The sequence below is a fragment of the Stenotrophomonas sp. 78350_Sma genome, from assembly GCF_056482105.1.
In genome coordinates, this window is sequence record NZ_CM151182.1 from 4,496,592 (window position 1) to 4,516,196 (window position 19,605).

The 19,605-nt window shown below is 66.9% G+C and carries 9 protein-coding genes; 3 read left to right on the top strand and 6 right to left on the bottom strand.

What is annotated here, in order from left to right; translation table 11 throughout:
* Positions 1-58: 58 nt before the first annotated feature.
* The 6 genes from ACZK4H_RS20750 to ACZK4H_RS20775 form a co-directional block, all read right to left on the bottom strand.
* Positions 59-391 (bottom strand): hypothetical protein, encoded by a 333-nt coding sequence (locus ACZK4H_RS20750; RefSeq protein WP_099555203.1) that lies wholly within the window; start codon positions 389-391, stop codon positions 59-61.
* Positions 388-10,797, bottom strand: coding sequence for a hemagglutinin repeat-containing protein (locus tag ACZK4H_RS20755; protein ID WP_099555205.1), 10,410 nt, complete (start codon positions 10,795-10,797; stop codon positions 388-390). The genes ACZK4H_RS20750 and ACZK4H_RS20755 overlap by 4 nt, the downstream gene beginning before the upstream one ends.
* 87 nt (positions 10,798-10,884) lie before the next feature.
* Positions 10,885-12,567 carry a ShlB/FhaC/HecB family hemolysin secretion/activation protein gene (locus tag ACZK4H_RS20760; protein ID WP_239503692.1) on the bottom strand — a complete coding sequence of 561 codons (1,683 nt, stop codon included), beginning with the start codon at positions 12,565-12,567 and terminating at the stop codon, positions 10,885-10,887.
* 256 nt (positions 12,568-12,823) lie between these two features.
* Positions 12,824-13,513, bottom strand: a complete 690-nt coding sequence (locus tag ACZK4H_RS20765; protein WP_099555209.1) for a ComF family protein — start codon at positions 13,511-13,513, stop codon at positions 12,824-12,826.
* 88 nt (positions 13,514-13,601) lie between these two features.
* Positions 13,602-14,771 carry an L-dopachrome tautomerase-related protein gene (locus tag ACZK4H_RS20770; RefSeq protein WP_099555211.1) on the bottom strand — a complete coding sequence of 390 codons (1,170 nt, stop codon included), beginning with the start codon at positions 14,769-14,771 and terminating at the stop codon, positions 13,602-13,604.
* A 147-nt stretch (positions 14,772-14,918) separates the two neighbouring features.
* Complete coding sequence (locus ACZK4H_RS20775; protein WP_099555226.1) at positions 14,919-16,244, bottom strand: chloride channel protein; 1,326 nt, start codon at positions 16,242-16,244, stop codon at positions 14,919-14,921.
* Positions 16,245-16,447: 203 nt separating this feature from the next.
* Between ACZK4H_RS20775 and bioB the strand changes: the two genes are divergently transcribed.
* From bioB to bioH, 3 genes are all read left to right on the top strand, one after another.
* On the top strand, positions 16,448-17,491 hold the full coding sequence (gene bioB / locus ACZK4H_RS20780) for a biotin synthase BioB (RefSeq protein ID WP_005411515.1): 1,044 nt from the start codon (positions 16,448-16,450) through the stop codon (positions 17,489-17,491).
* Positions 17,492-17,558: 67 nt separating this feature from the next.
* Positions 17,559-18,782 carry an 8-amino-7-oxononanoate synthase gene (bioF, locus tag ACZK4H_RS20785; RefSeq protein ID WP_099555214.1) on the top strand — a complete coding sequence of 408 codons (1,224 nt, stop codon included), beginning with the start codon at positions 17,559-17,561 and terminating at the stop codon, positions 18,780-18,782.
* 17 nt (positions 18,783-18,799) lie between these two features.
* Positions 18,800-19,579 (top strand): pimeloyl-ACP methyl ester esterase BioH, encoded by a 780-nt coding sequence (bioH, locus tag ACZK4H_RS20790; protein ID WP_099555216.1) that lies wholly within the window; start codon positions 18,800-18,802, stop codon positions 19,577-19,579.
* The last annotated feature ends 26 nt before the right edge of the window (positions 19,580-19,605 follow it).

Here is a 19,605-nt window from a genome sequence, read left to right on the forward strand (position 1 = left end):
CAAGGATTCTTCATCGAGTCAAAGGATCCTGGACATTTGAGACTGACGGCGCGAAAAACTACTGAGAATATCTAAACTGAGTGGTCACAGTCTTATCGGAATTGATCATAATATCAAACTCCCTCCAATCCCCCCCCGTATGCTCCTTCATTACATCATGGAGATCACACACCAAATCAACACAACCCCTACCACCAAAATCATTCAACAATGCAGATACGGAGATTCCACCGATCGTGTAAAAAAATGAGGAATCAACGCCAAGAGATCCATCCTCCTCCGGAAGATAGCGGAATCTACACACAGCATCCGTGTAACCATCCTCAGCACTTGCATCCATCGCCCTATACAGAGAATCAATTATCTCAACCTGCTTTTCGACGTAACTCATAGACCACCACCGTACTCATTCTTAAAAGTTCTCGAGGACATCTTACCATCAATGCTATATACAACAGTAACCGTATCTGGCCTCGCATTACCCTGCGATGATCTTGCAAATTTCACAGTTACATCTCCGACACTCCTTCCCTCCTTCAGAGCGGAAGTTATTTCATTCTCAAACCTTTTGTATGCGCTCGAATTGAAGTTCGAATTCTGAGGGAAAATATTGTAACGATCGCAAGTTCCACCATGGCGGCAAGCTTGAATGTGCCCTCCAACATCACCTGCAATCCCTTCTTTTCCAACTGCAGTCTGACGCCCATCGCGAGTCCCAGGGATATTGTTTGGGCGATAGGTTATTTCCTCCACAAACCCGCTTCCATTGGTCTTGAAGACCGTTCCATTTGTGAGTTCAACTTTAGAATTCGGCGGTGGATTATTTAGAATCTCGTACTCCCTCGTCCCCTTTTGCGCGAGCGACGGATCAATCTTTCCCTCTCGCCCCAAATTGGTGTTAGTTGCAACGCGATCCGCTCCAGGAAGCTCCTTCTGCGCAAGCACCCTTCCGCCCACTCGGCTGATCGCCTGCTCGGCAGCCATCCGCACGAGTGAAACAGCAGCACCCGCCAAGGGATTCTGATCACCTTGATAGGTTGAAGCGTTGAAGGAATCCAGAACCCTCTTTCCCTGCACCGAGTTGTAGGACCCCAGGGCGGAGTCCAGACCATCCATACCGGATTTGGCCGACAGGACGGCCACGCCAGCCAGCCCAATCGGTGCCGCGCACAACACGACAGTCCCACAACCGGGCGTAGTTGCCACCGCGCCGGCGGTTGCACCTACTGCTCCAGCCGCACCACCGACTGCCTGCACCCCTCCCTTGATTCGCATGAATGACTCATCGAACCGAAGGATCTGGTCATTCACTTGATCGATCGTTGAGTAGCCAAGGAAAGCATTGGCGCCCTTGATAAGCTGCTGCTCTGCCGCGTATCCACGTCCGCGTTTCTCCGAGGCCTCCAGTTGGGCCTTGTTCGGATCGCTATCCGGTACGCCGGCGGAACAATGAACCAGGGCACACATTGCGTCGTTCAAGCGCTGCTGCTCATCAGCAGTCTTGCCCTGCTTCAACGCATCCAGCTTCTTTGCTTCGTCAAGGTGCAGCTGCCGATTGAATCGATCTCCTGTAAGGGCAATGTTGGCGCCGGTGCTGCCACCCGCCAGCCCACCCACCATCGCACTACTGACCTCCATCAAGGACCGGAACTGCTCGGGGCTGATCTCGCTCTGATTGGCGGTGAGGTAATCCGAGATCGCCTTCTTGGCCTTCTCCGCACCGGCAGCACTCACTGCGCCCTTCAGCGCATCCGCACCACCCAATGCGGCCATCGCCGCACCGGCCATGCCGTGCAGCAGCGCGCGGCCGTTGCCGCCGTCGGCCCAGAACGCCTTGCCTTCTTCGGTGTCCGCCTTCTGGCTCAGGTAGCCGCCCAGGTCGCCCACGCCCTTGAACAACAGCTGCCCGCCCAGCTGCATCACCTCGGCGCGCTCCTGCATCTTGCGCAGGTCAACGGCCGACAGCGCACTGTCGGTATCAAAGCCGGTCGCGGTCCGATCAAGACCGGCCAAGGCACTCTCATTGCCATCGCGCACCACCACGGTGCCGGCGGCGATGTCCGAGTGCGTGGTGCTGCTGTCGTTCTTCTTCGTACCGCCCAGCAGGCTCAGCCCTGCGCCGGCCGCGCTCCCCAGCGGGTTGCTGATGCCACCACCGCTGCTCATACCGGTGCCGATGCCACCGCCACTGGTCTTGGCGCGGGATTCGTTCTCGATGTCGACAACGGTCAGGCTGCCGGTATCCAGGCGGTTCTTCGACGCATCGGCAGTACTGCCGATCACGCCGCCTTCCAGGTGCGTGTTGCCGCCCACGGTGATGTTGAAGCCACCGTTGCCGGCAACGATGCCACTCTGTTCCTGCACGCTGCGCAGGTGGCTCTCGACCTTCTGCTGGCCGATGTTGACGGTGCCGCCGCTGCCATACACGAAGGTGCCGCCAGCCTGGGTCTGCTTGCTGGCGTAGTCGTCGGTGTCCTGCTCGCTGATGATGGACAGGTTGCCGCCGATGCTGGCCACCACCTTGTCGCCGCTCAGCTGGGCCCCCTGCAGCGTGGTGTCCTTGCCGCTGATGACGGTCAGGTTGCGGTCGGCGTCCACCACGGTTTCGACGTGCATGGTGCCGTTGCCGCTGCCCTTGCCCTTGGCGGTGCTGGCCGACACGTACCAACCGGTCTGCGCGCCGATGCTGAAGCCGATCTCACCGCTGCCGCTCTTGTTCTTCGACGACTGCGTGTGGTCTTCCGCTTCGCTGCGCAGGGTGATGTTGTCCCGCGCGGCCAGCGCCACGTTGTCACCCTTCACCTGGCTGCCGATGATGTTCAGGTCACCGGCGGTGGCGACGATGCTGACGTCGCCCTGGCTGCGGATGGTGCTGCCCACCGCCGACTGGTCGTGGCTGGTCTGGCTGGCACTGGAGCTGGAGGCGCCGATGCCGATGCGCAGGCTTACGCCGTCAGTAGCGCCGGAAGCACCCTGCTGCATGGCGCCGCCCACGCCAGCGGCGGCATTGGCCGCCTGCACCGCGTACAGCGCCTTCAGGCGGTCATCCTGCGCGTTGCCGGCCGCCTTGGCCGCACCATATGCCGCCAGCGCGGCATCCACCACGCCGCCGGTCAGGCCCACGTTGATGCCGGCACTCTTCTGCTTGGTGCTCTGGTGTACGTCGGTGGTGCCCTGTGCCGCGTCGATCACCACCTGCCCGCCCACCAGCTGCGTACCGGTCTTCGACAGCACGTCCGAACCGGTGATGTGCAGCGTGTTGCCGGCGCTCAGGTTGACCCGGCCATCGGTTGAGCCGATCAGGCTGCCCTGTGGCGCGCTCTGCTCGATCTCCAGGCCCTTTTCCAGCTTGCTCTGGCCGATGGTCAGATTGAAGCCACCACCGCCGAACACGCCCGAGCGCTTGACGGTCTTGTCATGCTCTTCGCTGTGCGTGGAGGTGGCCGTGCCGATGGTCAGGTCACGGGTGGCGGCCACCACCACATCACCGGTGGCAGCCACCTGCGCCGCCTGCGCGACGACGTCACGGCCGGCGCCGATGGTGACCGTCTCGCCGCTGAGCGTAGTGCCCACCACCAGGCTGTCCCGGGTCGCGTCGTAAGTGGTGGTGGTCTTGCTCGACAGCAGGCCCTTCTTCCTGCGCGTGGTTTCCTGCTCCCAGCTGTGGTCCTCCTGTGCCGCCAGCAGATTCACGTCGCGCGTAGCGGCAATGCTGATGCCGCCATCGGTGCTGCCGACCTGCGTGGCAGTGAGGTTGGCATCGCGCCCGGCCACCAGCGCAATGTCACCGCCGGCCTGCAGCGAAGTGCCGTGCACGGTCTCGTCCATGCTCTGCGTGGTCTGCGAGAAACGCTTGCCACGGCTCTGCTGCTGGCTGGTGTTGGTGGTGGTTTCGGCCTGCAGGTTGAGATCGCGCCCGGCCACCACGGCCAGGCCGTCGCCGGCCTTCAGCTGCGCGGCCTGCAGGTTCACGTCCTGCCCGGCCTGCATGCCCAGCGAGCCACCGGCCTCGATGCCACTGGCGTTGAGGGTTTCGCGCGTGTAGCGGTTACTGCCCCAGCCGCCCTGTTCGGTGGTGGTCAGTGCGTTGAGGTTGATGTCGTTGCCGGCCGTGGCATGGACGCTGCCACTGGCCTTGGCGGTCACTGCCGTCAGGTTCAGATCGTGGCCAGCGTCCAGCGACAGGCTGCCGCCGACATCAAGCGTGGTGCGGCGCAGGCTGCCATCACCCTGCATCTGCGTGGTGAGGTTGAGGTCGCGGCCGGCCTCCAGCGCCGCGTTGCCGCGGGCACTGGCCTGCGAACCGACCAGTGCCAGGTCACGCCCGGCTTCCAGCGCCAGGCTGCCGCCGCTGCGGATGCTGGCCACGTCGATGCCGCTGACACTCTTCAGGTCGCGGCCGGCCACCAGGGCCACGTTGCCGCCCTGGATCAGGCCGCTGTTGTTGAGGATGTCCTCCACGGCGGTGATGCGGGCATTGCCACCCGCGGAAATGCCACCGCGATCGTTGAGCAGGCTGCCGGTGTCGATGGTCAATCGATCATCGGCGCGGATCATGCCCTGGTTGGACACATTGCCGGCGCGGATCTCCACCGACTCGCCAGCGATGGCGGCGCCCCCCAGATGCAGGCGGCTGGCGGTGGCCTGGGACAGGTACACCACCGGCACCAGCACCTTCTGCCCGTCCACTTCCTGGGCGACCATCCACACGATATCTTCGTTGAGCGCGGCCACCTGTTCGGCCGACAGTGCCACGCCCACGCTCAGCTGCTGGCGCGCGGCTTCGCTCACGCCGGCATCCATCATGGCGCGGTATTGGCCCATGCCATCGCCCTGGTCGGCATCCAGGTAGCGACGCCCGGTCAGGCCGGTGATCTGTTCCATCACCAGGCGCTGCTCGTAGAAGTCGTCACCCATCCGACGCAGCTGCTTGTCGGGGTCCAGGTTCAGGCGCTGGAACATGTAGTCCGAGCCGATCCACTGCCCGAAGTTGGCGAAGCGCGGATCGGTTTCCACCAGCCAGCGCTGGTTGCCCGGATTGACCGTGTACAGGCCGCCACTGGGCAGCGACAGGCCCGGCAGCGGATTCTGCGGGCTGCCCACCACCTGCGGCGGCGGCACCGTGGTGACACGGCCCGGTCCCGGTGTGCCGGTATCACCGGCCGTGCCGGCGCCCTGCGCCTGCGCGCTGGCCGGACCGGTGGCCACGCCCTGCTGTGCATCCGGTGCGCCAGCGTTGCCGCCGACCGCGCCGGCGCCCTGCTGCTGGCCCAGTTCGGGTGCGTAGGCGTTGTTGCCCTGCCAACCGGCAACGTCCAGCGGCGTGCCACCGCTGTGCGCGGTGACCACGGCGTTGTTGACCTCGCGCGCTTCGATCTGCACCTTGCGGCCGGCGGTGATGCTGGCATTGCCACCAGCCAGCGTGACCTGCTTGGTGACCGTGCTGGTGCCCAGCGCACGGCTGCCGCCATAGATCTCGAAGTCGCAGCGGCTGGGGCAGGGGCGGTAGGTGTAGTCGATGGTCGACGTACGCTGGACCACCTTGTAGCCGGCCAGCGCCTCGTTGTTGACCACGCCGGCCCAGTCATTGGGGTCTTCGCTGTTGGACGAGCCGCGGCCGTTGATCGAGAGGTTGCGACCGGCGGCGATGGCCGAGTTCCGGTTGTCGACCGAGCCGCCGGACATCTGCATGTCGCGACCGGAAATCAGCTGCGACGCCGCGCTGGCGGCGATGACGGTGGTGCCTTCCAGCACCAGGTCCTTGTGCTCGGTCCAGACCTCCAGCACGGCACAGTCGCCCGGGCACAGCTTGCCCGGCGGTGCCGGGCCGTCGATGCCATCGACCCTGAACGTCCCGCTGTCCGGATCGGCAGCGCCTTCGTTGCCGCTGTAGACCTTGTGCTGGGTGACCAGCACACGACGTTCGTTGGCCACGCCCAGTGCAGCAAGGATCAGGTCGTTCTCGGCCTGGATGCGCCCGGAACGGTTGCGGATCTGCTGGGCATTGCCGCCGTTCCAGCCCTGCAGGCGGATGTCGCCCAGGCTGAAGAGCTCGCCGTCGAGGTTGTCGATGTAGTTGGCATACAGGTTGATGCGGCCGGTGGCCGCCATCAGCCCTTCGTTGTAATCGCGAGCGACCAGCGTGTCGCCTAGGTCGCGGCCGTTGGTGATGCGCGAGGCGCGCAGTTCCAACGCGTTGCCCATCAGGGTGCCGGTGTTGGTGATGGTGGCAGCCGACACCTCCACCGTATCGCCGTCCACGCGACCGGCATTGCTGAAATCGCCCGCCGTACTCAGCGCGACACGACCACTGCCATTGCCTGCCGTGGCGTTGATCTGCCCGCCAGCGCTGTTCTCGATCCGGGCCGCCGAGACTTCAAGGGTGCCCTTGCTCTCCAGGCGCCCCTGGTTGACCAGTGCACCGGCCACGTCCAGCTTCAGCAGCCCGTTGCTCTCCAGGCGCTGGCCGTTGCCATGCACGTAGTCACCGGCCAGCGTCAGGCGCAGCTCGCTGCCGCCGAACAGGCGGCCGATGCCGCTGAAGGCCTGCAGGCGTGCGCCGAGTGCTTCATAGGCGCTGATTTCGCCACCACCATTGGCCAGGCTGCCCAGCGTCAGCTGGCTCTGGCGACTGAGCAGCCGGCCGTTGCTGTTGTCCAGCGCGGCAAGATCCAGGCGCAGCAGATTGCCTGCGCTGAGCTGGCCACCTACGTTGAATACCTGTGCGCCGGCGCGCTCCAGGTACAGGGTATTGGCGGCATGGACCATGCTGCCGGCGTTGTCCAGCGAAGCGGTCTGCAGGCGCAGGTCGGTTCCAGCCACCAGCTTGGCCTGGCCGCCTTCGGCGCGGTTGTCCACGCTGCCTGCGGTCAGCGTCAGCGCACCACCGGTGCTGCCCAGGGTGCCGCCACGGTTGTCCAGCGCACCGGCCGATTCCAGCGACAGCTGCCCGATGCCGTTGGCCACGATGCGGCCGCCACGGTTGCCCACCGAAGCAGCGCGGATGTTCGCAGCGCCCTGTGCTTCGATGTTGCCCTGGCTGTTGTCCAGTGCCTGGCGGATCTGCAGATCCAGCGAGGTGCCGCCGTGGACCAGGCCACGCTGGTTGGCCAGCGCACCCGCAACGTCGAGCCCGAGTTCCTGGCGAGCGTACAGGTTGCCATCCACGTTGCGCAGGTCGCCCGTGCGGCTGGTCACGCGCGCACTGCCCTCGGCGCCCAGCAGGCCATTGCTGTTGTCCAGCTGGGAGGCCAGCACCTGCAGCTGGCCGACACCACGCTGCACGATGGTGCCAGTGCGGTTGTCCAATGCCCCCGTGGCGTCCACGGTAAGGGTGCCGCCGGCATCAAGGCGGCCACCGGCGTTGACGATCTCCGTACCGGTCACGCGCGCACCGGTGCCCGCGGTCAGCGTACCGCCGCTGTTGTCGAGGCGACCAGCAACGGCCACGTCCGCCTCGCCGTTGCCGACGATCAGGCCAGCACCGCTGTTGTCCAGCGTACCGGTCTCGATCTTCAGCACACCCGTGCCCGCGTGCTCGATGCGGCCGCCCTGGTTCAGCAGCTGCGCAGCTTTCAGGTGGACACTGCCAGCATTGGCGGCGATGCGCCCGCCGGTGTTGCGCAGAGCACCTGTCAGGCTCAGTTCAAAGGGGTCCGTACCGGTCTGCAGCAGTTCGCCGGCGCTGTTGTCCAGCGCGGCTGCGAGCAGGCCGATGCGCGTGCCCTGCAGGCTGCCCGCATTGCGCAGCAGGTCGGTGGCACGCAGGTCGAGCAGCCCGATCGCGGTCAGGCTGCCGCCGGTATTGCGCCACTCACCGCTGCGCGCCTGCGCCAGCAGGGTGCCACCCGACCAGACCTGGCCACCCTCCAGCAGCAGGCTGTCGCCCAGCAGGTGAACCTGCTGGCCGGCGTTGATCTGGCCGGCATTGCGCAGCTGCTGGCGCGCATCAAGGGTGACGCTGCCGGTGCTGCCGACCTTGCCGTCGGCCAGCAGGCCCGCCACGATCACGCCGCTGTTGTCGATCTGCCCTGCCCGTACCTCGATGTCACCCGAGGCCAGCATGCGTCCGCGGTTGCTGGCCTGGGCGGCCTGCAGCGTGACGGTGCGCGCCTGCACGTCTGCCGTCGTGCGCAGTGCCTGCGCGGCCTGCAGCGAAAGCGCGCCGCTGGCGAACAACGCGGCCTGGTTGTCCAGGTCGCCACCGCTGCGCACCTGCAGATCGGCAGCGCTGTCGATCGTTCCCTTCAGCGTCACGTCGGCATCGGCGGACAGCACGACGCCCTGCTGCGCAAAGACCTTGCCCGACTGCTCCAGGCTGCCGCCCGCGTGGGCGGTGAGCGTGCCGGCGGCCAACGTGCGCCCGCCCAGCACCAGTGTCTGGTCACTGCTGAGCTGCACGTTGCCACGCTCGCTGCCCAGTTCACCCTGGCTGTGCAGGGTCCGGCCCCGCACCTGCAACGCCTGGCCGGCTACCAGGCTGCCCTGGTTGTCCAGCGAATCGCGCGCGGTGACATCGACATCACCGGCGCCGTAGAGGTCGCCACGGTTGTCGATCACATCGGCCGTAGCCGTCAGTGCCCCCTTGGCGAACACGTTGCCTGCGTTGTCCAGCGTCACCGCATCCAGCTGCAGCGACTGCGCACTGGACAGGTTGCCGCCGGCGCGGTTGTGCAGCGCGTCGGTACGCGCGTCAAGCGCGCCATCGCTGGCGACTACACCCGCGTTGTCCAGCGTGGTGGTACGCAGCCGGGTGCGATCACCACCATAGATCACGCCGCTGTTGGCCAGTCCGGAGGCGTGCAGATCCAGGGTCTGCTGGCCGTGCAGGCGACCATCATTGGTCACCTTCTGCATGTCCACGGCCAGCACGCGTGCCAGCGCCGTGGCGGCCGCCTGCTGGCGCAGGGTGCCGCCCTGCAGGGTCAGGGTGCCGCCTGCTTCAAGCCGGTTGCGGTTGTCGAGCGTGGCAGCGGACAGACGGGCATCGGCTGCACTGCCGATGATGCCGGCGTTGTCCAGCACATCCGCGTCGACCTGCAGGCCCTTGCCACCCTGGATGCTGCCGGTGGCGTCATTGTCAATGCGTGCGTTGGCCTTCAGCGCCAGCAGATCCACCGCCTGCAGCGTGCCGCCGTTGCGCAGACGGTCGACCGTCAGCGAGGCCTGGCGGGCCTCAAGGGTGCCTTGGTTGTCCACGCCGCCGGCAGACAGTTCCAGCGCCTGCTCGGAGAGGATATGCCCGGCGTTGTCCAGCTGCTGGCGCGCCTCGGCCTTCAGCAGTGCGCCCGCAGACAGCTCGGCACCCTTCACCTGGGTGATGCGGTCGGCCGCTGCACGCAGGTTGGCACCGGCACCGATGATGCCCTCGTTGTCGATGCTGACCGCGTCGAGATCGACGTCGGCGTCGCTGTACAGCTGCCCTGCGTTGTGCAGCTGCGCGGCCTGAATCCGTACGCTCTGGTTGCCCAGCAGCAGGCCGGCGTTGTCCACCTGGCGGGCCTGCACGTCCAGCGCCTGCGCGCCCAGGCGCGCGCCCTTGTCCTGCACCAGCGTGTCGGCGCGCACGGCAAGCCCGGCGCCTGCGGTCACCTGTGCACGGTTCTGCACCTGTGCGGCAGCCAGCGCGATGCTGCCCGCGCTCTTCACCGTGTCAGCCAGGGTCAGCATGCCACCGGCGTCCAGCTGCATCTGCGCGGCCTGCGCGCTGCCAGCCAGGTCCAGATTCTGGATGGCGCGTACCGCCATCGCACCGCCTGCCGACGTGGAACCGGCAAGCGACGCCTGCCGGGCACGGATCTGAAGATCGCCCTGCGCGTACTGCGTGCCGTCGGCCTTCAGGTCGCCGTCGGTCTCGATCTGCAGGCGGCCCGCGGCCGCCGTGCGTCCATTCAGACGGACATCGCCGGCCTGGGTCAGGATGAAGTCGCCTGCATCGGCCACCATCTGGCCGGCGCTGCGCACGCCCACACCGGCCTCGGTGCCGACCAGGCGGATCTTGCCTGCATACATGCCACCGAGAGCGGCAACGTCCAGGCCGAACTGCGGGCGTTCGCCTTCTCCGCTGATCGCCTGCGTCGCCAGCGTCTGGGCATCGATCTGGTTGGCGCCGGTGACCACGTTCACCTGGCGTGCCCACAGGCCGGCGTTGAGCTGCACCGCGCGGGCCAGCAGGTCGACGCCTTCCAGGTTGCCGGCATCCAGGCCGTTGCCTTCCAGGCGGATCGTTCCACGGGACACCCGGAACGCCGACAGGCTGCCATCGTTGCCGAACACCGGGGTGCCGGTGGTCAGCGTGCCCCGGGTGGTGTTGATGAAGCCGCAGCCATCGCAGGTGATGCCATTGGGGTTGGCGACGATCACCGCCGCCGAGTGGCCGGCCACCTCGATATGGCCCTGCAGGCGCGAGGCGTTGGTGGACGTCACCTCGTTGAGGATCAAGCGTGCCGACTGGCCCGGCTGCAGGTTGCCGTTGCCCTGGATGTAGCCACCCAGCTGGGTCTGTACGGTGCTCGCGCTGTTGTTGAGGATCTGTCCCTCGCGCCCGACGTTGTAGTCCTGGAAGCGGTTATGCGAGACACCGCCGGCGTTGGGGCGGTTGATCTGGATGACCGGCACGCCGTTCGCCGACTGGTCGGCCCGCGCCTGCTCGCCGGCCTGCACCTGCACCTGGGCAAATGAGCTGCCCGGGGCCAGGAACGCCATTGCCAGGGTGGCGCTCGCCATCGTGATGCGCAGGCGCGTGGCCCAGACAGCGCCCGAAGCGGACAGGGACAAACTGCGGAATACGTTCTTCATGCCAGGTACTTCCATCAACCCAGGGGGAACTGCACACACACAACAACCCGGTCACGTCGCCACCCGGCGACGGTGCTTCCAGCCGGATCAGAACTGCCAGGACGCGCGGAATCCGATCACGTGCCCGCGTGCCTCATGCTTGAGCCACGCCGGGCGGCTCATCGGTACGCCGACGAAGCCATCCCACGCCAATCCGCCCAGCTCGCCACGTGCACCCAGGTGCGCACCGCTGAGGGTTCCGCCGCCGATACCCTGGCGGTCGTCGCGCTCGATGTGGCCGATATCGATGCCCGCGTAGGGCGCGATGGCGCGATGTGCCATCCAGCTGATGCTGTTGCGCCAATAGCCACCGCGGCTGCCGCCGAGTGGCACCTCGCCGTCGAAGCCGTTGACGGTATAGCGGCCACCGACGCTGATGAACTCCGAGCCATACAGCGTGTCCTCGCTCCACTGGTAGCGGAGCGCGGTGTTCCATGCCAGCGGGCGCGGCCCGGAGGTCAGTGCGCCACCGGCGCCGATATCCAGCGTAGTCAGCCCATAGCGGAACGTCGGCGCCAGGTCATCGCGGCCCACGGCGTCATCATCGCCTCCCAGCCAGGGCACGCCGCGGCGGTGCGCCAGGCGGACATCGGCCTGGACCCGCCCCAGGTACTGGCGGTGCAGCAGCGCCAGCTCGACCGAGGTGGTACGGCGGCGCTGGCCTTCGATCTCCACGCCTTCCACGTAGCTGTGCGACGACCGTTGCGCCACGCGCAGTTCAATGCCGCTGCGATAGCTCTGGCCACGCACCAGCAGCCGTTCCACGGCCAGATCGACGTTGCTGGAGGTGCCGGTGCTGGCGAACGTGTCGGCGTTGCTGGCGATGGTCTGCTTGTAGCGCGAGCTGTAGGTACTGGTGCTGAAACGCCAGTTGCCCAGCGGAACCGACCACGATGCATTGAAGCCGTGGGTACCCCGGCCCTTGTCGGCACTGCCGTCGCTGCTGACGCCAATGCTGAGCAGGTCGTTGACGCGAGCAAGGTTGTCTACCCAGGCGGTCGCGCCGACCTGCTGCTTTCCGGTCGCACGGCTGCCGGCATCGTCCAGCGACACCGAGGCACGCCAGCGCTTGCCGTGGCGGATGCTGATGACCACGTCCGATTCGCCGGGCGCCTCGCCCGGCACCAGCTCCATGCTTACGTCCTGCGACGGAACGCGCTTGAGCTGTTCCAGGCCCTGTTCCAACGCGCGCAGATTGAGCACGTCCCCCGGCCGCGCGGGAAACGCGCTCTTCCACATCGAATCGGGTACCTCTTCCACGTTGAAGCGGATCTGCCGGATCACGCCTGGCACCAGCTGCAGGCGCAGGGTTCCGCTGCCCAGGCTCTGCTCGGGCAGGCCGATGCGGGTGGTCACGTAGCCCTTGGCCAGCGCCAGATCCGACGCACGCCGGACGATCAGCGCAATGCCCTGCTGGCCCACGCAGCGGCCACGGTAGCGGTCGAGATAGCGCTGCAGGAACGCGAACCGCCCCAGATGCGCGCCGTCAAGCTGCAGCTGTTGCAAGGTGAAGCACGGTTCTTCGTCCGGCAGTTCCAGCGAATGCATATCGGTGGCAGCGGCCGGTTGTTCGCGCGATACATCCGGCAATGCCTGCCGCTGCTCACGCTCGCGTGCCTCGCGCTCGGCGCGTTCGCGCAGTTCCTGCTGCTCGACGAACGAAGGACTGGCCGACTGCGCATGCACGACGCCGATCCACAACAGCCCCGCGGTGCCCAGAACGGCACGCATGCTGCATCCTGCTTTCCTGTTACCCATCAACGACTTCCTTGTCCAGCATTGGTACAGACCTGAAGCTGTGAACAGACATCGTGCAGATAGAACGTGCGGCCAACACCGACTCGACCGCCAACCGCTATCGGCGGGAGTGCGCGGAACTTTAGGGTCTTTGCATCCGCGCACCCATTGCGGCGACGCAGTCGAGCACCGCGCGCTGAAGGATGGGCATCCTTCAGCAGCCGTCATATGGTGTCAATCGCTCCGGCCGTCACGGCACCCGTGCGCACACCCAGACCCGCACGTCCTTGGCGCCCGCCAGCCGCAACGTCTCGGCGATTTCCATCACGGTGCTGCCGGTGGTCATCACGTCGTCCACGACGGTCAGCCGTGTGGGTGGCGACAAGCGCGTGCCGAATGCGTCAAAGAGATTGTCCCGGCGCTGTTCTGCGCTGCGCTCGGATTGCGGCGCGGTGTGGCGGCGCCGGTAAAGCCCCTGCCAGACCGGCATCGGCAACAGGCGGCACAGTTCGGCGGCCTGGTTGTAGCCACGCTGGCGCAGGCGTCGCGCATGCAGCGGCACCGGCACCAGCGGCGCGCACGACCAGGGTGGTGGCGCGCGCTGCATCAGCTGTGCGAGCAGGCGCCCGGCCGCCAGGTCCTGATGGAACTTGTAACGCACCAGCAGCTGATCGACGGGTGGAAGGTACAGCAGGCTGGCATGCGTGGCGGCCTGCGGCGGCACCTCGTCGCGGCATATGCCGCAGACAATCAGGGCGTTCCCGGGTAGCGGGAGTGCGCAGCGCAGGCAGGCACGACCGGCCCAGGGCAGTTCGGCAAGGCAGGCGCGGCACAGGTCAAGTTCATCGTGGCCCGGCTCGCCACAGACCAGGCAGCGCAGTGGCAGCAGCACGCGAAGTGCTGCCTGCAGAAGACGAGTGGGCGTGGACAGGGCTGGCATGCGCTACAGCCTGAACGCGCCGCGGTCCCGAGGCCATCAGGCGCACGCTCTTCAGCCCGTAGGCATCCTTACCAGTTTACGGAGCACTTCACCGCGTCGGCGCAGGCTTCGCATCCACCCGGGTGCGATACACCATGTACGGCGTCTGCCGGCGATCCACGCCACCATTGAAGCCAGCCTGTCGATGCAGCTGGTTGGCGGTGAAGTACAGATAGCCGTCCGGCCCCATCGACAGCGTATCCGGCCACAGGATGCGCGGGTCGTGCACCACCGTCGTCCATCGCCCCTGCGCGTCGCGGGCATGGATGGCGTTGTGCTCGTAATCGCTGGCATACAACCGCCCGTTGGCGTCCATCTCCATGCCATCGGAGGCGCCCTTGTCGCCCAGGTCGACCACAGCTGCCGCCAGTGCCGCCTCACTCACCTTCGGGTCGCGCAGCAGCGCGGTCGGCACGCTGTACAGATGACGACTGGACAAGGGCGTGTAGAACAGCGTGCCGCCATCGGGCGACAGGGCGATGCCATCGGCGGCCACGGTAAACGGCGCCGATGAACCATCGGCGTTACGCAGCTGCATCTGCTGCCCTTCCACGATCGGCACGAAGGCGGCATCGGCCGAGGTGGATACGTGGCCGACCAGTCGCTTGGACGCGACGCCAGTGGCGAGGTCGATCACGATGATGCCGCCGATACCGCTCAGCGACGAGTCGGTCACGTAGGCCACGCCCTCGCGGCCAACCCGGAAATCGAAGCGCACATCGTTGACATAGGTGCGCGCGTCGATGACGTTGGCCGGGAACACCAGCGTCTTGACCACGGTGTTGGTGGCAAGGTCGATCGCCACCAGTTTGGCACCTCCGGCCTGTGGCGCAGAGAACCCGGGCGCGGCGGTGTCCAGCACCCACAACCGGCCCTGGCCATCGGCCACCACGCTCTGCACGCTGATGAAGTGTGCAGCCGGGTCCGCTCCTTCCGCGCTGTTGATGCGCGCATCCGGATAGGGCACGGCGCGGCCGTCGCGCCATTCGGCCACGCTGTAGGCCACCTCATCGCCCCAGCGCGGGAAGTTGACGAAGATGCGCCCGGTTTCAGATACCGCCACGCTGGTGGGCATGGCGCCTTCGAAACGCGCCACCGGTTCGAGGGTGCCGATGCTGCGCTCGCTGGGCAGCAATGGGGTACCGGCGATCGCCAGCATGGGGGAACTGGCCAGGGCCAGGACGGCAGCCGCCAGGCTGCGGATACGGCAGTTGATCATGGTCGCTCTCGATGCAGGTCCGGGTGCAGCCCCGGCGTGGGTGCATCTTCAGCGGCGCACCTGGCATCGAGTAGACGGTGCAACGGGGAATCAGCTTCACTGCAGGAGTGAAGATTGCGACCTGATTGATCCTGTTGATCAAGGTAATCAGCGATGCCTATCAGCTGGCTCTGCTTGCGGCGCCATCAACACCTCCGCCAACCCGCGGTAGATCGGCACGCGGCAGACCAGCCCGGACACGCCGCGCGCGATCAGCACCGTGGCCAGGATCGGCAGCAGCAGATCGCCGCTGTCGGTCAGCTCCAGCGAGATCACCGCCGAGGTCAGTGGTGCCTGGGTGACGCCGGTCAGGTAGGCGCACATGCCCAGCAGCACGAACGCGCGCGGGTCCACGCCCGGCATCAGTACCGCCAGGTTGTGGCCCAGTCCCGCGCCGACCGCCAGCGCCGGCGAGAACAGGCCGCCGGGAATGCCGGCCACGTACGATGCGAGGTTGGCCAGCAGCTTCATCAGTCCGAACTCGTGGCCGACCATCGCCTGCCCCTGCACCAGGCTGCGCGCCTGCTCGTAGCCGGTGCCGAACGCGCCTTCACCGAAGACCAGGGCGAGCAGTACCACCACCAGGCCGCAGCCTGCGGCCAACAGAACCGGATGCCGCTGCCGCAGTTGCCCGAGCCAACTCGGGCGGCCCGCCGCACTGGCCAGCACCGCGCGCGCGAACAATCCGCCCAGCAACCCAGCCACCACGCCGCATAGCAGGATGGCCAGCCAGCCCTGGCCGAGCGGCAGGCGTGCGCTCACATGGCCGAAGTAGGTGTAGTTGCCCAGCAGGCCCAGCGACACCACGCCACCGACGATCACCGCGGTCAGCAGGGTGCCGGAGAAACGATGCTCGAAACGGCCGCTGAGCTCCTCGATGGCGAAGACGATTCCGGCCAACGGCGTGTTGAACGCCGCCGCGATACCCGCCGCACCACCGGCCAGCAGGAAGTGCGAGAGCTCGCGGGGATCCTTGAAACCGAACCAGCGACCGAACAGATACATCAGGCTGGCGCCCACATGCACCGTGGGACCTTCGCGCCCGACCGACGCGCCGCCGAGCAGCGACAACGACGTCAGCAGCAGCTTGCCGGCTGAGACCGCAGGCGAAAGATTGGTCTTCCGGAATGGCTCATCGGGCTTGTCCAGCGCAGCGATGACCTGCGGAATACCGCTGCCCCGCGTGGGTTTCAGCACACCGGCGGTCAACCAGGCCAACAGCGCGAAGATGCCGGGCGTGAGCAGCAGGGCCCACCACGGCGAGTGCGTTGTGATCCGCTGGAATAGATGGAAGGCCGCGTCGCTGGCCTTGGCGAACAGGATGGCCACCAGCGCCACGGCCACGGCGCCGCCCCAGAGCGCAGCACGGCGGCGCCAGGCCTCGCTGAGAACCAGCGCGGTGATGCGGCCGCGGAGGCTGTAAAGATCAAACATGGGCAGGAGTCTGCGCGCTGTCGTACCGGTTGGGCAGCGGCCACTGTGGCCGAAGGCCTTGCTGGATACGGTGAAACACCGCATTTCCACCGCACCTGACTGGATGCGCGCACTGTAAACCATTGTTCGAATAATATTGTTGACAGCCTTCATCTACCCACCCACACTGCCGCCCTCGCTCCATTCGTACCCAAGGTCCCGCCATGGCTGCTGCCATCCGCCACGACTGGCAACACGACGAACTGCAGGCGCTGTTCGATCTGCCGTTCCCCGAGCTGCTGTTCCGCGCCGCCGCGGTCCATCGCGAGCACTTCGACCCAGCGCAGGTGCAGGTGTCCACGCTGCTGTCGGTGAAGACCGGTGGCTGCCCGGAAGACTGCGCGTACTGCCCGCAGGCGCAGCGCTACAGCACCGGGGTGAACGCGCAGAAGCTGATGGAGACCGATGCGGTGCTGGCCAAGGCACGCCAGGCCAAGGCCGCCGGCGCATCGCGCTTCTGCATGGGCGCGGCGTGGCGTTCGCCGAAGGACCGCGACATCCCGAAGGTGGCGGCGATGATCGCCGGGGTGAAGGCACTGGGGCTGGAGACCTGCGCCACGCTGGGCATGCTCAGCGGCGAGCAGGCGCGTGCGCTGAAGGATGCGGGCCTGGACTACTACAACCACAACCTCGACACCGCGCCGGATTACTACGATTCGATCATCCACACGCGCCAGTACCAGGACCGCCTGGACACGCTGGAGCATGTGCGCGATGCCGGCCTGAAGACCTGCTGCGGCGGTATTGTCGGCATGGGCGAGACGCGCGCGCAGCGCGTTGGCCTGCTGCTGGCGCTGGCCACGTTGCCGGCACACCCCGATTCGGTGCCGATCAACAAGCTGGTGCAGGTGGCGGGCACGCCGCTGCATGGCAGCGCCGAACTGGACCCGTTCGAGTTCGTGCGCATGATCGCGGTGGCCCGCATCGCCATGCCGCGCTCGATGGTGCGGCTGTCGGCCGGCCGCGAGGCGATGAGCGACGAACTGCAGGCGCTGTGCTTCCTGGCCGGTGCCAATTCGATCTTCTACGGCGACAAGCTGCTGACCACCGGCAACCCGGAAAGCGAACGCGACCTGGCCCTGTTCGCGCGGCTGGGTCTGCAGCCAATGGCAGTACAGGTGGATGCCGAAGGCCACGACCACGGCGGCACCGTGCACGCCGATATCAGCGCCGATACGCCCGGCTGCGGCTGCGCTCACGCGGCCTGAGACGGGCCGCAAGCAGGCGCAGCGGCAACGCGCTACCCTAGCCGCCCCGTCGACGCATTCAGCCACCATGGCCCGCCCCGACCTGACCGCCCGCCTCCACGCCCAGCGCGCTCTGCGCGATGCCCAAGGCCGTCGCCGCCCGCGACGCACGGTCACCCGTCGTGATGGCGTGCGCCTGGAAGTGGACGGCCAATGGCTGACCGGCTTCTGCAGCAACGACTACCTGGGCCTTGCCCAGCAGTTCAGCGTGGTCAACGCGCTGCAGGACGCCGCCGCACGCGAAGGCGCTGGCGCTGGTGCCTCGCACCTGGTCTGCGGCCACCACGCGATGCACGACGCACTCGAACGCGAGGTGGCCGAGTGGCTGGGTTACCCGCGTGCATTGCTGTTCGGCAGTGGCTTCGCCGCCAATCTGGCGGTGCAGCAGGCACTGCTGAGTGAAGAGAACGATGTCTGCGTACAGGACAAGCTCAACCACGCCAGCCTGCTCGATGCCACCCGGTTGGCCGGCGCACGTCTGCGTCGTTATCCGCATCTGGATGCGGAAGGCGCGATGCGTCAGCTCAAGCACGCGCCCGATGGCGCGGCAATGCTGGCCACCGATGGTGTCTTCAGCATGGATGGCGACATCGCACCGCTGCGTGCATTGTCGCTTGTGGCACGCCTGCAGCAGGCGCTGTTCTATGTGGATGATGCGCACGGTGTAGGCGTGGTCGGTGATGGCCGTGGTGCCGTGGCCGCCGCAGGACTGGGCGTGGACGATGTGCCGCTGCAGCTGGTCACACTGGGCAAGGCGCTGGGTGGTTCCGGTGCACTGGTGCTGGGCCGCGACGACCTGATCGAGCATCTGGCCGAAACCGCGCGCCCGTACATCTACACCACCGCCGTGCCACCGGCGATGGCCGCCGCTGCACTCGAAGCGGTGCGTCTGGCGCGCAGGGACAACTGGCGCCGCTCCAAGCTGGCCGACCTGATCGCGCTGTTCCGCAGCGAAGCACGCCGCCACGGGCTGGACCTGATGGCCTCGGAAACGCCGATCCAGCCGCTGCTGTGCGGCGATGACCACAGCGCCATGGCGATGTCCAAGGCGCTGGAACAGGCCGGCTGGCTGGTCGGGGCGATCCGCCCGCCGACGGTGCCGGAAGGCAAGGCGCGCCTGCGCGTCACGCTGTCCGCACTGCATGCACCGGAACAGGTGCGGGGTCTGGTCGAGGCCATCGCCAACGCGCGCGATCGCGTCGACCTGGCCGTACGCGAAGCCGCCCCACCGCCGCTGCCCGCTTTTGCCTGAGTTCCGTGTAGTTGCCCATGCATATTGAAGTCACCGGCCGTGGGCCGGACCTGGTGTTGATCCACGGTTGGGCCCTGCAGGGCGGCGTGTTCGCGCCGCTGGTACAGCGGCTTACGGACCAGTTCACCCTGCATCTTGTCGACCTGCCCGGCCACGGGCACAGCCGCGAGGACACCACGTCGCTGCGCCTGCCGTTCGTGGTCAGTGCCATTGCCGCGGCCACGCCGCCGGCGGTGTGGTGCGGCTGGTCGCTGGGCGGCCTGTTCGCATTGCACGCGGCGGCAACGCTGCCGAAGGTACGCGGCCTGGCAATGATCGCCGCCACGCCGCGTTTCGTGCGTGGCGAGGATTGGCCGCACGCGGTGGAACCGGCGGTGTTCGAGCAGTTCGGGCGCGAGCTGGCCAACGATTTCGGCGGCACCCTGGAGCGCTTCCTGGCACTGGACGTGATGGGCTCGGCGCACGCCCGCGAGGAGCTGCGCACGCTGCGCCAGCGCCTGGTCGAGCGCGGCGCCCCCACTGAACGCGCCCTGCTGGAAGGCCTGCGCCTGCTCGAAAGCACCGACCTGCGCGGCGCCCTGCCAGCGCTGGGGAAGCCCAGCCTGTGGATCGCCGGCCAGCGCGACCGCCTGGTGTCACCGGTCGCCATGCAGGCCGCTGCGGCGCTGGCCCCGGGCGCGCAGGCGCTGACCATCGCCCACGGCGGCCATGCACCCTTCCTCGGCCATGCCGATGAGGTGGCAGCCGCCCTGCAACACTTCGTTGCCGGCCTGTCACCGGCCGATGGCGGACAATGAGCGCCTACCGAATTCCGCAGGACTGA